This window comes from Streptomyces drozdowiczii, assembly GCF_026167665.1.
In the GTDB taxonomy this organism is placed as follows: Bacteria; Actinomycetota; Actinomycetes; order Streptomycetales; family Streptomycetaceae; genus Streptomyces; species Streptomyces drozdowiczii_A.
Map to the genome: position 1 here is coordinate 2,903,842 of NZ_CP098740.1, position 13,981 is coordinate 2,917,822.

General features: G+C 71.7%; 12 protein-coding genes and 2 pseudogenes. 9 read left to right on the forward strand and 5 right to left on the reverse strand.

Features of this window, described 5'->3' with window-relative positions; translation table 11 throughout:
* Positions 1–146: 146 nt before the first annotated feature.
* The 8 genes from NEH16_RS13040 to NEH16_RS13075 all read left to right on the forward strand — a co-directional run bounded on the left by NEH16_RS13040 (position 147) and on the right by NEH16_RS13075 (position 9,501).
* Positions 147–1,346: a sensor histidine kinase gene (locus tag NEH16_RS13040; RefSeq protein ID WP_265542201.1), complete on the forward strand. Its 1,200-nt coding sequence runs from the start codon at positions 147–149 to the stop codon at positions 1,344–1,346.
* 128 nt (positions 1,347–1,474) lie between these two features.
* Positions 1,475–2,830 (forward strand): sensor histidine kinase, encoded by a 1,356-nt coding sequence (locus NEH16_RS13045; protein ID WP_265542203.1) that lies wholly within the window; start codon positions 1,475–1,477, stop codon positions 2,828–2,830.
* Between the two features lie 139 nt (positions 2,831–2,969).
* Entirely contained in the window at positions 2,970–3,629 is a 660-nt protein-coding gene (locus tag NEH16_RS13050) for a response regulator transcription factor (protein ID WP_026171285.1), read from the forward strand.
* Positions 3,630–3,917: 288 nt separating this feature from the next.
* Positions 3,918–5,864 carry a 2-oxoacid:acceptor oxidoreductase subunit alpha gene (locus tag NEH16_RS13055; protein WP_265542205.1) on the forward strand — a complete coding sequence of 649 codons (1,947 nt, stop codon included), beginning with the start codon at positions 3,918–3,920 and terminating at the stop codon, positions 5,862–5,864.
* Positions 5,857–6,915 (forward strand): 2-oxoacid:ferredoxin oxidoreductase subunit beta, encoded by a 1,059-nt coding sequence (locus tag NEH16_RS13060; RefSeq protein ID WP_265542207.1) that lies wholly within the window; start codon positions 5,857–5,859, stop codon positions 6,913–6,915. Before NEH16_RS13055 ends, NEH16_RS13060 begins: the two co-directional genes overlap by 8 nt.
* A 158-nt stretch (positions 6,916–7,073) precedes the next feature.
* Entirely contained in the window at positions 7,074–7,934 is an 861-nt protein-coding gene (locus tag NEH16_RS13065; RefSeq protein WP_265542209.1) for an SDR family oxidoreductase, read from the forward strand.
* Between the two features lie 116 nt (positions 7,935–8,050).
* Positions 8,051–9,055: an EamA family transporter RarD gene (rarD, locus tag NEH16_RS13070; RefSeq protein WP_265542210.1), complete on the forward strand. Its 1,005-nt coding sequence runs from the start codon at positions 8,051–8,053 to the stop codon at positions 9,053–9,055.
* Positions 9,043–9,501 carry a VOC family protein gene (locus tag NEH16_RS13075; protein WP_265542212.1) on the forward strand — a complete coding sequence of 153 codons (459 nt, stop codon included), beginning with the start codon at positions 9,043–9,045 and terminating at the stop codon, positions 9,499–9,501. Before rarD ends, NEH16_RS13075 begins: the two co-directional genes overlap by 13 nt.
* A gap of 48 nt (positions 9,502–9,549) precedes the next feature.
* Here NEH16_RS13075 and NEH16_RS33885 read toward each other — a convergent pair whose 3' ends face one another.
* The 4 genes and pseudogenes from NEH16_RS33885 to NEH16_RS13090 form a co-directional block, all read right to left on the reverse strand.
* The gene (locus tag NEH16_RS33885) at positions 9,550–10,173 is read right to left on the reverse strand and encodes a peptidoglycan-binding domain-containing protein (RefSeq protein WP_430523778.1); all 624 of its coding nucleotides are present in this window, start codon (positions 10,171–10,173) and stop codon (positions 9,550–9,552) included.
* A gap of 15 nt (positions 10,174–10,188) precedes the next feature.
* Positions 10,189–10,455 (reverse strand): annotated as a pseudogene (locus tag NEH16_RS33890) (peptidoglycan-binding domain-containing protein); the annotation flags it as partial.
* A gap of 40 nt (positions 10,456–10,495) precedes the next feature.
* Positions 10,496–11,575: a peptidoglycan recognition protein family protein gene (locus NEH16_RS13085; RefSeq protein ID WP_265542215.1), complete on the reverse strand. Its 1,080-nt coding sequence runs from the start codon at positions 11,573–11,575 to the stop codon at positions 10,496–10,498.
* Positions 11,576–12,064: 489 nt separating this feature from the next.
* Positions 12,065–12,916 (reverse strand): sigma-70 family RNA polymerase sigma factor, encoded by an 852-nt coding sequence (locus tag NEH16_RS13090; RefSeq protein ID WP_265542218.1) that lies wholly within the window; start codon positions 12,914–12,916, stop codon positions 12,065–12,067.
* An 84-nt stretch (positions 12,917–13,000) separates the two neighbouring features.
* Between NEH16_RS13090 and NEH16_RS13095 the strand changes: the two genes are divergently transcribed.
* Positions 13,001–13,459 (forward strand): carboxymuconolactone decarboxylase family protein, encoded by a 459-nt coding sequence (locus NEH16_RS13095; RefSeq protein ID WP_265542220.1) that lies wholly within the window; start codon positions 13,001–13,003, stop codon positions 13,457–13,459.
* Positions 13,460–13,529: 70 nt separating this feature from the next.
* On the opposite strand, the pseudogene NEH16_RS13100 reads toward NEH16_RS13095, so the two are convergent.
* Positions 13,530–13,979: pseudogene (locus NEH16_RS13100) on the reverse strand (MarR family winged helix-turn-helix transcriptional regulator); the annotation flags it as partial.
* Positions 13,980–13,981: the final 2 nt, after the last annotated feature.

Genomic DNA, 13,981 nt, shown 5'->3' on the forward strand with positions numbered 1-13,981 from the left:
CGGGAGTCTAGGCCCTGTAAAGGACGGGTAAGCAGTTGCGTCGGGCAACGGACGGGGAAGCAGCGGCTCACGGGTAGGGATATCCCTACCCGGCCTCACCCACGAGCCCCATGGCATCCGCCTCGCGCGCCCGGCAGGCTTGGCGTATGACCATGAGCCCCCAGGTGCCCGCCCACGACGGGCCGCCTCCCGTCCGCTTCGCCTTCGGCCGGTGGACGTGGAAGGAGGTCGCGCACCTTCTTGCCAACCTGCCGATGGCGATCGTCGGATTTGTCTACACGGTGTTGATGATCGCGATCGGCGTGGGCCTCGCGGTCACCGTCGTCGGTCTGCCGCTGCTGGCCGCCGGGCTCCAGGGGTCCCGGCTGATCGGGCGCGCCGAGCGCGCCCGCGCCCGCAAGCTGCTGGGGGTCGTGGTCGACGAGCCGAGCCCGCCGGCCCGGGGCCGGGACGGCGACGGGTTCTTCGTGTGGCTGTGGACCAGCCTGCGCGACCCGGTCGCCTGGCGGGCGGCCCTGTACTCGTTCATACGGCTGCCGTGGGGCATCCTCACCTTCGTCGTGACGCTCGTCTGCCTGATCGTGTGGCCGGCGCTCCCCTATGCGGCCCGGCTGATGGGCAACGCGGACCGGGCCATGGTGCGCGGGCTGCTCTCGCCCTCCGACGACCTGGAACGCCGCATCGCGGAGCTGGAGTCGGACCGGGGCGTGGTGGTCGACACGGCCGCCGCGGACCTCCGCCGCATCGAACGGGACCTCCACGACGGGGCGCAGGCCCGCCTCGTCGCCCTCGCCATGGGGCTCGGCCTCGCCAAGGAGAAGCTGACGGACGACCCGGAGGCCGCCGCGCGCATGGTGGACGAGGCGCACGGCGAGGTGAAGGTCGCCCTCCAGGAACTCCGCGACCTCGCCCGCGGCATCCACCCCGCCGTCCTCACCGACCGCGGCCTCGACGCCGCCCTCTCCGCCATCGCCTCGCGCTGCACCGTGCCCGTCTCCGTGCGGGTGGATCTTCCGGGGCGCCCGGCCCAGGCGATCGAGGGCATCGCGTACTTCACCGTCTCCGAACTCCTCCAGAACGTGAGCAAGCACAGCGGGGCCCGGACCGCGTCCGTCGACGTGTGGCGCTCGGGCGACCGGCTGCTCATCCAGGTCGGCGACGACGGACGGGGCGGGGCCTCGATGGACGGCGGTACGGGCATGGCGGGGCTCGCCGAGCGGCTGGACGCCGTGGACGGGGTCTTCGTACTCGAATCGCCCGCCGGCGGCCCGACGACCGTCACGGCGGAGCTGCCGTGGCGCGACCGGGGCGCCGAGAAGAGCGCGGCGAGGACGCGCAGCGCATAAGAGGTAGGGAAAACCCCCGGTCCGAGACGGCGACCGTCCTCATGGTGCGGCGGCCCGCCGCCCAGCACCCTTGAAGTACAGAGCACACGCACCTTCACCCACGCGGCAGTAGAAACGGACGGAACCCCATGGCCACGGCATACGGACCGGACACACGGGACCCTCAGCGGTCGGGAAGCGGCCTCGGGGACCGTCCCGCGCGGCGGCACGTCCTGCCGGCCGCGCTGCGGGCGCCGCTGGAGGGCAGGACCTGGCGCGAGTTCCTCTACCTCATGCTGAGCCTGCCGATCAGCATCGTGCTCTTCACCTTCGCGATCACCATGGTCTCGCTGGGTGCCGGGCTCCTCGTCACCTTCCTCGGCATTCCGGTGCTGGCGGGCGGCCTGGCGATGTGCCGGGGCTTCGGGATGCTGGAGCGGACCCGGGCGCGGGCCCTGCTGCGGCTGGACGTCGCCGATCCGGCGCCGGTGCGCGGCCGCAAGGGCGGGCTGATGTCCTGGGTCGGGGCGGTCCTGAAGAGCGGGGTGTCCTGGCGCCATCTGCTGTACGCGCTGCTGCACTTCCCGTGGGCGGTCTTCGCGTTCTGCGTCGCGCTGACCCTCCAGGCGTGGGGCTGGGCGGCGCTCACCTACCCGCTGTGGCACTGGTTCGTGCCCTCGCACACGGGTGTCTCGGGCATCCAGCTGTACGGGGACACCCAGCACGAGGTCTACCTCGATTCGGGCGTCGATCTCGCGCTGACCGCAGGGCTGGGCCTGGGCGTCGTCCTCGTCACCCCCTGGGTGATCCGGGGCCTGGCGACCGTCGACCGCCTGATGGTCGCGGGGCTGCTGAGCCCGTCCCGGCTGGCGGAGCGCGTCACGGAGCTGGAGTCGGACCGGGGTGTCGTCGTGGACACCGCCGCCGCGGACCTGCGCCGCATCGAGCGCGACCTCCACGACGGGGCGCAGGCCCGCCTCGTCGCCCTCGCCATGGACCTGGGCCTCGCCAAGGAGAAGCTGACCGACGACCCGGAGGCCGCCGCGCGCATGGTGGACGAGGCGCACGGCGAGGTGAAGGTCGCCCTCCAGGAACTCCGCGACCTCGCCCGCGGCATCCACCCCGCCGTCCTCACCGACCGCGGCCTGGACGCGGCGCTCTCCGCCGTCGCCTCGCGCTGCACCGTGCCGGTGTCGGTGGAGGTGGACCTCCCGTCCCGGCCCGCGCAGGCCATCGAGGGCATCGCGTACTTCACGGTCTCCGAACTCCTCCAGAACATCAGCAAGCACTCCGGGGCCACCCGCGCCTCGGTCGACGTGTGGCGCACGGAGGACCGCCTCCTGCTCCAGGTGACCGACGACGGGCGCGGCGGCGCCGACCCGGCGTCGGGCAGCGGGCTCGCCGGTCTCACCGAGCGGCTGGACGCGGTCGACGGGGTCCTGGTGGTCGACTCGCCGGTGGGCGGCCCGACGAAGGTCACGGCGGAGCTGCCCTGGCGCGGCTGACCGGAGAACCACGGCACCTGTCGGGTCAACCCGCGAACGCTCGCGACGTCACTGCCGTTACTGGGATGCTGGACGGCGTACGGGCCGTGCCGGCGAGCGAGCGAGCAGCGGGGGAAACAGCGTCGTGGTGGAGGACAGGGTGCGCGTGGTCATCGCCGAGGATTCGGTACTGCTCCGGGAGGGACTGACCCGGTTGCTGACCGATCTCGGGCATGACGTCGTCGCGGGCGTCGGGGACGCGGAGGCGCTGATCAAGACGATCGGCGACCTCGCCGGGCAGGACGCGCTTCCCGACGTGGTGGTCGCGGATGTGCGGATGCCCCCGACCCACACCGACGAGGGCGTCCGGGCGGCGGTGCGGCTGCGTCGGGACTACCCGGGGATCGGGGTGCTGGTCCTGTCGCAGTACGTGGAGGAGCAGTACGCCACCGAGCTGCTGGCCGGGTCCAGCCGGGGCGTCGGGTATCTGCTGAAGGACCGGGTCGCCGAGGTCCGGGAGTTCGTGGACGCGGTGGTCCGGGTGGCACAGGGCGGTACGGCGCTGGACCCGGAGGTGGTGGCGCAGCTGCTGGGCCGCAGCCGGAAGCAGGACGTGCTGGCCGGGCTGACGCCGCGTGAGCGCGAGGTGCTGGGCCTGATGGCGGAGGGGCGTACGAACTCCGCGGTGGCCAAGCAGCTGGTGGTCAGCGACGGGGCGGTCGAGAAGCACGTCAGCAACATCTTCCAGAAGCTGGGCCTGGCCCCGAGCGAGGGCGACCACCGCCGGGTGCTGGCGGTGCTGACGTACCTGAACTCCTGACGCGGCTGAACTCCTGACGCTTCCGAACCCCTGACACGTCTGGACTCCTGACACGGCGCCACCGCCCGGGCGCGGGTCCGACGGGGAGCCGGGCGGCTGGTGGATCATGACGGAACAGCGCCGGGACACGTCTCAGCATCCAATACGCCAACGTGCCGAAATGCGTCTCAAATTGCCGTCCATCATGTGATCTACCGGAGGAAGGCGACCCTTACGGACGTAGGGTGGGCGGGGGACCTCCGGCGGGCCGGACGGTTCCGAGCCGCCGTGCCGAGGGAGGTCCAGTAAGTGACCAGCCAGGTCAGTAGCCCAGCCGAGCAGGCCGACGAGGCGCTCGTAGGGGGACAGCGCGCCCCCCAGTCCGCAGCCGCGGGAAGCGGCGAGAAGGAAGTCCGCCGTCTGGACCGGGTCATCATCCGCTTCGCGGGTGACTCGGGTGACGGAATGCAGCTGACGGGTGACCGGTTCACGTCGGAGACGGCGTCCTTCGGGAACGACCTCTCCACGCTGCCGAACTTTCCGGCCGAGATCCGGGCCCCCGCAGGCACTCTGCCGGGGGTTTCGTCGTTCCAGCTGCACTTCGCCGATCACGACATCCTGACTCCGGGGGACGCCCCGAACGTGCTCGTGGCGATGAATCCGGCGGCGCTGAAGGCGAACATCGCGGATGTGCCGCGCGGGGCCGAGATCATCGTGAACACCGACGAGTTCACGAAGCGGCCGATGGCCAAGGTCGGCTACGAGACCAACCCGCTGGAGGACGGCTCGCTGGAGGCGTACAACGTCCATCCGGTGCCGTTGACGACGCTCACGATCGAGGCGTTGAAGGAGTTCGGGCTCTCCCGCAAGGAGGCCGAGCGGTCGAAGAACATGTTCGCGCTCGGGCTGCTGTCGTGGATGTATCACCGGCCGACCGAGGGGACCGAGGCGTTCCTGCGGGCGAAGTTCGCGAAGAAGCCGCAGATCGCGGAGGCGAACGTGGCCGCCTACCGGGCCGGGTGGAACTTCGGTGAGACGACGGAGGACTTCGCCGTCAGTTACGAGGTCGCCCCGGCCTCGCAGGCCTTCCCCACCGGCACCTACCGCAACATCTCCGGGAACCTGGCCCTGTCCTACGGGCTGATCGCCGCCTCCCAGCAGGCCGACCTGCCGCTGTATCTCGGCTCGTACCCGATCACCCCGGCCTCCGACATCCTGCACGAGCTGAGCCGGCACAAGAACTTCGGCGTGCGCACCTTCCAGGCCGAGGACGAGATCGCCGGCATCGGCGCCGCGCTGGGCGCCGCGTTCGGTGGTTCGCTTGCGGTGACGACGACGTCGGGGCCGGGGGTGGCGCTGAAGTCGGAGACCATCGGGCTCGCGGTGTCGTTGGAACTGCCGTTGCTGATCGTGGATATCCAGCGTGGTGGGCCCTCGACGGGGCTGCCGACCAAGACGGAGCAGGCGGACCTGCTCCAGGCGATGTACGGGCGCAACGGTGAGGCCCCGGTCCCGATCGTGGCCCCGCGCACCCCGGCGGACTGCTTCGACGCCGCCATGGACGCGGCACGGATCGCGCTGACCTACCGCACCCCGGTCTTCCTGCTCTCCGACGGCTACCTCGCCAACGGCTCCGAGCCCTGGCGCATCCCCGAGCTCGACCAGCTGCCCGACCTGCGCGTCCAGTTCGCGAGCGGCCCCAACCACGAACTCGCCGACGGCACCGAAGTCTTCTGGCCCTACAAACGCGACCCGCAGACCCTGGCCCGCCCCTGGGCCGTCCCCGGCACCCCGGGCCTCGAACACCGCATCGGCGGGATCGAGAAGCAGGACGGCACCGGCAACATCTCCTACGACCCCGCCAACCACGACTTCATGGTCCGCACCCGCCAAGCCAAAATCGACGGCATCCAAGTCCCCGACCTGGAAGTCGACGACCCCGCCGAAGCCCGCACCCTCGTACTCGGCTGGGGCTCCACCTACGGGCCGATCACCGCCGCCGTACGCCGCCTGCGCGCCTCCGGACGCTCGATTGCGCAGGCTCATCTGCGTCACCTGAACCCCTTCCCCCGGAATCTGGGCGAGGTGCTGGCACGTTACGACAAGGTGGTCGTCCCCGAGATGAACCTCGGCCAGCTCGCCACCCTCATCCGCGCCACCTACCTGGTCGACGCCCACAGCTACAACCAGGTCAACGGCATGCCGTTCAAGGCCGAGCAGCTCGCCACCGCTCTCGAGGAGGCCATCGATGCCTGAGACCAACGAACTGCTCCAGCTCGTCCCCAAAGCCGAGACCACGCAGTCCATGAAGGACTTCAAGTCCGACCAGGAAGTGCGCTGGTGCCCCGGCTGCGGCGACTACGCCGTCCTCGCCGCCGTCCAAGGCTTCATGCCCGACCTCGGCCTGGCCAAAGAAAACATCGTCTTCATCTCCGGCATCGGCTGCTCCTCCCGCTTCCCGTACTACATGAACACCTACGGGATGCACTCCATCCACGGCCGCGCCCCCTCCATCGCCACCGGCCTGGCGACATCGAGGCGTGACCTGTCGGTGTGGGTCGTCACGGGCGACGGGGACGCGCTGTCCATCGGCGGCAACCACCTCATCCACGCCCTGCGCCGCAACGTCAACCTGAAGATCCTGCTGTTCAACAACCGGATCTACGGCCTGACCAAGGGCCAGTACTCCCCGACCTCCGAACTCGGCAAGATCACCAAATCGACGCCCATGGGCTCCCTGGACGCCCCGTTCAACCCGGTGTCCCTCGCGATCGGCGCGGAGGCGTCCTTCGTCGCGAGAACCGTCGACTCCGACCGCAAACACCTCACCAGCGTGCTCCGCGCCGCCGCCGACCACCCCGGCACCGCACTGGTCGAGATCTACCAGAACTGCAACATCTTCAACGACGGCGCCTTCGAAGTCCTCAAGGACAAGGACCAAGCCCAAGAAGCCGTCATCCGCCTCGAACACGGCCAGCCGATCACCTTCGGCGCCGACGGCTCCAAGGGCGTCGTACGCGACCCCCTCACCGGCGACCTCCAAGTCGTCCCGGTCACCGAGGACAACAAGTCACAGATCCTCGTCCACGACGCCCACGCCCCGAGCCCCACCACCGCCTTCGCCCTGTCCCGCCTCGCCGACGCCGACACCCTCCACCACACCCCCATCGGCGTCCTACGCAGCGTCGAGCGCCCCGTCTACGACACCACCATGGCCGACCAACTCGACACCGCCGTCGAACGCCACGGCAAAGGCGACCTCGCCGCCCTCCTCGCCGGAAACGACAACTGGACCGTGGTCGGCTGACGCCTAGCGTCGGAGCGCGCCGGATCTGCCCCTCGCGGGCGGGGTCCGGCGCGCTTTTGCATGCCCTGAACAGCACCTGACCAGCGCACTTTCCTTTAGTTAGCGCATTCCGTAAGGTGGTGTGAGAACGAAGCGAACAAACGAGGAGGAACACCCCCATGAGCATCGTCGTCACCGGAGCCACCGGAGCACTCGGCCGTCTCGTCGTCGAGCACCTGCTGACCACCACCCCCGCCTCCGAGGTCGCCGCCGTGGTCCGCGACAAGGAGAAGGCCGCCGGCCTCGCCGCCCGGGGCGTCGAGCTGCGCATCGCCGACTACGACCGCCCCGAGACCCTGGCGGACGCCTTCCACGCCGGCGACCGGGTCCTCCTCATCTCCGGCAACCAGGTCGGCAGCCGCGTCGCCCAGCACACCGCGGTCATCGACGCGGCCAAGGCGGCGGGCGTCGCCCAGCTCGCGTACACCGGGATCCTCGGCGGGCCCGAGGCCGACTTCACGCTGGCCGACGAGCACCGCGTGACCGAGCAGCTGATCCTGGACTCCGGCCTGCCGTACACCTTCCTGCGCAACGGCTGGTACACGGAGAACCAGACCGAGAACCTGGCCCCGGTCCTGGCGCACGGCGCGGTCGTCGGCAGCGCGGGCGAGGGCCGTATCGCCTACGCCTCCCGCGACGACTACGCGGCCGCCGCTGCCGCCGTCCTCACCGGCGAGGGCCACCTGAACCGCGCGTACGAGCTGAGCGGCGACACCGCCCTGTCCTACGCCGACTACGCGGCGGTGGTCGCGAAGGTCACCGGCAAGGAGATCGTCCACAACGACGTCCCGGCCGCCGTCCACCAGGAGATCCTGACCGGCGCCGGGCTGCCCGAGGGCTTCGCGGCGATCCTGGTCGACGTGGACCAGGCCGTCCGGCGCGGGAAGCTGGCCGACACCAGCGGTGACCTGGCCCGCCTGATCGGCCGCCCGACCACCCCGGTCGCCGACACCGTCGCCGCCGCGGTCGCCGCGCTCTGACCCGTACGCCGACCGGTGTCATGACCGTCCTGCGATACGGGCATGACACCGGGCCCCCGGCGGCGCTACCTTCATGTGGTTGACGGTCGTACGACAGCCACCACCAGGAGGGGCCCGTGCAGGGGACGAATGACCAGCGGGCCGGACTCCTCTCCGGCTTCGCCGCGTACGGAATGTGGGGCCTCGTCCCGCTGTACTGGCCGCTGCTGAAGCCGGCCGGGGCGGTCGAGATCCTGGCCCACCGCATGGTGTGGTCGCTCGGTGTGGTGGCGGTCCTGCTGCTGGTCCTGCGCCGCTGGTCCTGGATCGGCCCGCTGCTGCGGCAGCCCCGCAGGCTGGGGATGCTCGGCATCGCGGCCTCCACGATCACCGTCAACTGGGGCCTGTACATCTGGGCCGTGAACAGCGGCCATGTGGTCGAGGCGTCCCTCGGCTACTTCATCAACCCGCTGGTCACCATCGCCATGGGCGTCCTGCTCCTGGGCGAGCGGCTGCGCCCGGCGCAGTGGGCTGCGGTCGCCACCGGCGTCGTGGCGGTGCTCGTGCTCGCCATCGGTTACGGGAAGCCGCCCTGGATCTCGCTGATCCTTGCGTTCTCCTTCGCGACGTACGGCCTGTTCAAGAAGAAGGCCGACGTGGGCGGCCTGGAATCGCTCACCGTCGAGACCGCCGTGCTCTTCCTGCCCGCGCTCGGCTATCTGATCTGGCTCGGCGCGCAGGGCACCTCGACGCTGACCTCCGAGGGCTTCGGCCACACCGCGCTCCTCGCCTCGACCGGCGTGGTCACGGCGGTGCCGCTGATCCTGTTCGGGGCCGCCGCGATCCGCATCCCGCTCTCGACCATCGGGCTGCTCCAGTACATGACCCCGATCGCCCAGTTCGTGCTGGGCGTCGCCTACTTCCACGAGGAGATGCCGCCGGAGCGGTGGGCCGGGTTCGCGCTGGTCTGGGCGGCGCTGATCGTCCTCACCTGGGACGCGCTGCGGACCGCCCGCCTCAACCGGGCCCGGGCCCAGGCGGCCCGGTCGGCCGCGAAGGCGACGGCCGCGCCGGCGAGCGGGGAACCGATCGAGGTCGCACCAAGCAAAAGTCCCGGCACCGGGACAGAATGCCGGTCATGACCCTTGAGTGGAAAGTCGTCATCGACGCCGCCGACCCGCACGCGCAGGCCGGCTTCTGGTCCCAGGCCCTCGGTTACGAGATCGAGGACAACAGCCCCCTGATCGAAAAGCTCCTGGGCATCGGGGCCGTACCCGAAGCACTCACCACCACCGCGCACGGCCGCCGCGCCTGGCTCGACCTGGCGGCCGTACGGCACCCCGACGACCCGTACGACGAGGAGAGCGGCGCCGGGCACGGCCGCCGGTTGCTCTTCCAGCGCGTCGCCGAACCGAAGACGGTGAAGAACCGCCTCCACCTCGACCTGCACGCGGGCCCGGAGCGCCGCGAGGCCGAGGTGGAGCGGCTGGTCGGGCTGGGCGCGAAGGTGGAACGCGAGGTCGAGGAGCCGGGGGGCCGCTGGACGGTGCTCACGGACCCGGAGGGCAACGAATTCTGCGTCCAGTAGACGCGAAAGGGGGTGCCGGGCCCCTCGCGGCCCGGCACCCCTCGGCGCTCAGCCGACGAAGGTCACGTCCCAGTGGCTGCCCTCGTCCGCGTAGATGTTGCCGGACGGCGCGGTGTAGAGCGCGGCGCCGTCGCTGCGGGTGCCGGTGTGCGTGAAGTTGCCGGTGATGTGGCTGGTCAGGCAGGCCACCCGCTGGAAGTCCAGCTTGTAGCCGTTGGCGTGGCTGTACGTGCCCGCCGCGTGCCCGGTCTCGGTGCCGCCGGTGATGGTGAGCGTGCAGCCGCCCACCGCCTGCTTCAGCGCGACGGCCCCGCCGGCCGTGGTGGCGCGCAGCCCGTCGAACGAGGTGCAGGTGCTCTTGGTGCGGTCCGAGCAGTTGCCGGAGGAGACCCAGCCGATGCCGGCCGCGTTGAACTGGGCGGCGGCCTGGGCGTGCGTCAGGGTGCCGCTGCCGCCGCCGCTGGACCCGGAGCCGGAGAGCAGCGCCTCCCAGGTGGCCGGGCCGACGATGCCGTCGACCGGGCTCAGGCCCTTGGACTGCTGGAACGCGCGCACCTTCGCCTCGGTGCCGGCGCCGAAGGCCCCGTCGACCGTGAGCCCGCCGCCGTACTTGTTGAGCTGGACCTGAAGGGCCTTCACGGCGGAGCCGTTGCTGCCGTTGCTGACGGTCACGATGAGCTTCGACCAGGTGGCGGGGCCGACCGCGCCGTCGGCGGACAGGCCGTTGGCGCTCTGGAAGCCTCGGACGCTGCTCACGGTGCCGGGGCCGAAGTCCCCGTCGGCGGTGGTGCTGAAGCCGCGCGCGGTCAGCAGGTGCTGGACGGTCGTGACATCGGCGCCCTTGTCGCCGCTGTCCACGACGGGCCAGCCGGCGGCCTGGGCGGCCGGCACGACGAGCAGGGCGGCGAGGAGTGCGGCGAACACCGCGGTGATGACGGACGCTGCGCGTCTCATGAACGTGTCTCCTGTCGGGGTGAGGTGCGGTGATACGGGATTACGCGACGAGCCGGCTCCACGTACGGGCGTCCACGACCCCGTCCGCGGGCAGTGACCGGGTCGTCTGGAACCGGACCACGCTCGCCGCGGTCCCGGGCCCGAAGGCGCCGTCGACGTCGGTCGCGATGCCGTGCGCCGCGAGCTGGCGCTGCACGGCCTCCACCGCGACGCCGGAGTCGCCCTGCCGGGCGGGCGCGGCGAGTTGGTTCCAGGTCTGGAGGCCCGCGACGCCGTCCGGGGTCGCGTGCATGGTGTTCTGGAAGGCGAGCACCGCGGCCTGCGTGGCGGGACCGTAGGCACCGTCCGCCGTGAGCGCGGCGCCGCGCGCGTTCAGCAGGAGCTGGAGCGTACGGACGCGCTCGCCGGTGTTCCCGGTGGCGAGCACGGGCCACACGGGCGGGGTCGCGTCGCCGCCGATCCGGGCCGCCACGTCCTGGCGCAGCTTCGGCAGCAGGGCGTAGAGGCGGTCGCCGGGGCACTCGGTGCTGTTGAAGTCGCGGTGCCCGTAGATCTGGTAGGCCGCGAGCCCGTACTGACGGCAGATCTGCGCGCACAGCTCCACCAGCGCGGCGTACTGCTCGCTCCGGGGCTCGACCGTGGTGTACGTGCCCTCGTTCTCGATGCCGACGGCCACCGTGTTCTGCCCGGTGCAGTGCGCCGACTCCACCTGCCGCGTGCCGCCCTGGAGCGCGGCGAGGCTGCCGTGCCGGCCCTCCATCACGACCGCGCCCCGGCTGACCGTGAAGTGCTGGCCGGTGTCGATCCAGTGTTCCGTGTCCATCTGGTACGCCTGTATGGACCGGGCCAGCGCGAAGGCGTGGGCCTGCGAGTAGTCCGTGGAGTTGGGGTCCGCGGTGTGGTGCACGATGATCTTCTGCGGCCGCGTGGCCAGGGTCTTCACCGGACTGCTGGGCTGCCGGGCGCCCCAGGCCGCGCAGTCGGCGATCACGGGCCCGGTCGCGGCGCGCGCCCGGCCCGGCGCGGCAAGCGGCAGCAGCGCGGCGGCGCCGAGCGCGAGTGTTCCGGTGAGTACGGCCCTGCGGCGCGGGTGCGGCTGGGGGCGGTCGAGCGCGGTCATGCGAGGTCCTTCGGAGTCGGTGGGCGGGCAGCGCGGCGGCGCGGACGGCCGTGGGCGGCGTGGGGAGGGGTCTCCTGAGGGGTGCGACGACCCGGACGAGGCCGACACCGACGAACCTAGGGAGACCGGAGACCGTCCCTCCACGCTTTCCCGTCCCGGGAGCCCGGCAGGGCGTCACGGGATGCGCGTGGGACGCGGCCGCGCATGCGCTGACCTGCGGTGATGTGGGACTACGGGACCGAGCCGCGGACCCCGCGCGGGACGGCGGGACGAGCCGGCGGCAGCCACCGGGCGCTCAGGCCACCGGGAGTCCCCGGTCCTCGATCGCACGCAGACGCGACCCCCGGGCGCCGAGGACGGTGAGCAGGAGCACGCCGACGGCGGCGCCCGGGATGAGGCTCGGGAAGGTGGTCGCCGAACGCGGCGACCGTGTACTCGTTCGCGACCGTAGGCGGATCCACCCGCGCCCCCGCCTCGAACGCGGCAGATTCACGCCCCCTCCGGCAGGTCCGTCCGCGCCAGTCGTGCCGGGTCCGCCAGCACCGTGATCTCCGTGATGCGGTCGCCCGTGACCGTGAAGGTGAGGAGGGACTGCGGGGTGCCTTCCGGGGTGCGGGCGAGGATCGCGGGGAGGCCGTTGTACGTGGTCGGGTGGCCGTGGGCCGCGGCGGCCGCCAGGCGGGCCCGGGTCGCCACCTCCGTCGCGCCGAGCACCACGTACGTGCCGTTCGAGGTGTGCGCGGTCAGCTTCACCTCGGGGTGCAGGACATCCAGCAGCCGTTCGAACCGGCCCTCGCGGGCCGCCGCCAGGAACGCCTGGACCACCTCGCGCTCCCGGCGGCCCGGCCTCGCCGGCTGCTGGGCCCCCTGGACCTTCCGCCGCGCCCGGCTCGCCAGCATCTTCGTCGCGTCCGCCGACTTGCCCAGGATGGGGCCCACCTCCGCGAACGGCACCGCGAAGACATCGTGCAGCACGAACGCCAGCCGTTCGTCCGGCCGCAGCGTGTCCAGCACCGTCAGCAGCGCGACGCCCACGGAGTCCCCGATCGCCGCCAGCTCCTCCGGCGCGGGGGTGCCGTCCGGCGTCACCGCGTACTCCGGCCCCTCTTCGTACGACACCTCCGGGCGCCGCCGCCCCGACCGCAGCACGTCCAGGCTGATCCGGCCCACCACCGTCGTCAGCCAGCCGCCCAGGTTCTCGATCTCCCCCGCGTCCTGACGCGACAGCCGCAGCCACGCCTCCTGCACCGCGTCCTCCGCGTCCGCGTGCGACCCGAGCATCCGGTACGCGACGGCCCTCAGCCGGTCCCGGTGCGCCTCGAACTCCTCGGCCAACGCCATGGTTGTTACCTCCCTGGAAGCGGCTCCGTCATAGGGATGACGCGCACCGGCGCGGCAACGTAACCCTCCGAAGGAGCCCTCCCCATGGAAAACCGCCTCAAGGACAAGAACGGCGCCCACCCCGACGTCTGGACCGCCGTCCGCCACCTCCACCAGGCGATTGCCTCCGGCGGCGTCGACCCCAAGATCCTCGCCCTCGTCCACCTGCGCGTCAGCCAGATCAACGGCTGCTCGGCCTGCGTCTTCGCCGCCGTCGCCGCCGGCAAGAAGGCCGGTGACACCGACGAGCGCCTCCACACCGTCGCGGCCTGGCGCGAAGCGCCCTTCTATACGGACGGCGAGCGCGCCGCGCTGGCCCTCGCCGAGGGCGCCACCCGCCTCCAGGACGGCGCCCCCGGCGTCACCGACGAAATCTGGGACGAGGTCAGCGCGCAATTCACCGAGCAGCAGATCGGCGCCCTCAACCTCGAAATCGCCCTGACCAACTTTTTCAACCGCATCAACCGCACGGTCAAGGAACCCGCCGGGAAGACGTGGGGCTGACGCCCGCGTGCTCCGCCTCCAGCACGGACGTCAAGGACGGCGGGTTCGGCTCGGTCCAGGTTCGTCCGGCCCCGCTGATCCGGCGCAGCATGTCCAGGAAGCGGACCCGCTCGTCGAGGGTCAACGGGGCCAGGAGTTCCGCGTTGGCGCGGTCGCCCGCTGCCGTGCACTCCTCCAGGCGGCGGCGCCCCGCCTCCGTCACGCTGACCGCGTTCTTGCGGCGGTCGTTCGGGTCCGGGGCGCGGACGATCAGGGACTCCTCCTGAAGGTCGTTCAGGATGCCGACCAGGTCCTTCGGGTCGAGGGCGACCGCGCGGCCCAGGTCCGCCTGGGCGACGGGCTCCAAGTCCTCCACCGCCGCCAGCACTACGTGGTGCCACATCTTCATGCCGTGCGCGGCCAGCGCATCCGCCACCAGGGACCGGCCCCGCGCCGCCGCCCGGCCCAGGAGCCAGCTCGGGAGCGGGCGGATGCGGCTCGGGGCCGTCGTCGCTGCTGCCTTGTCTGCCATGCCCCGCATCG

Coding starts and splice junctions, on each gene's coding strand:
- NEH16_RS13040 (WP_265542201.1), top strand. CDS start 147: ATGACCATGAGCCCCCAGGTGCCCGCCCACGACGGGCCGCCTCCCGTC.
- NEH16_RS13045 (WP_265542203.1), top strand. CDS start 1,475: ATGGCCACGGCATACGGACCGGACACACGGGACCCTCAGCGGTCGGGA.
- NEH16_RS13060 (WP_265542207.1), top strand. CDS start 5,857: ATGCCTGAGACCAACGAACTGCTCCAGCTCGTCCCCAAAGCCGAGACC.
- NEH16_RS13065 (WP_265542209.1), top strand. CDS start 7,074: ATGAGCATCGTCGTCACCGGAGCCACCGGAGCACTCGGCCGTCTCGTC.
- NEH16_RS13075 (WP_265542212.1), top strand. CDS start 9,043: ATGCCGGTCATGACCCTTGAGTGGAAAGTCGTCATCGACGCCGCCGAC.
- NEH16_RS13085 (WP_265542215.1), bottom strand. CDS start 11,575: ATGACCGCGCTCGACCGCCCCCAGCCGCACCCGCGCCGCAGGGCCGTA.
- NEH16_RS13090 (WP_265542218.1), bottom strand. CDS start 12,916: ATGGCGTTGGCCGAGGAGTTCGAGGCGCACCGGGACCGGCTGAGGGCC.
- NEH16_RS13095 (WP_265542220.1), top strand. CDS start 13,001: ATGGAAAACCGCCTCAAGGACAAGAACGGCGCCCACCCCGACGTCTGG.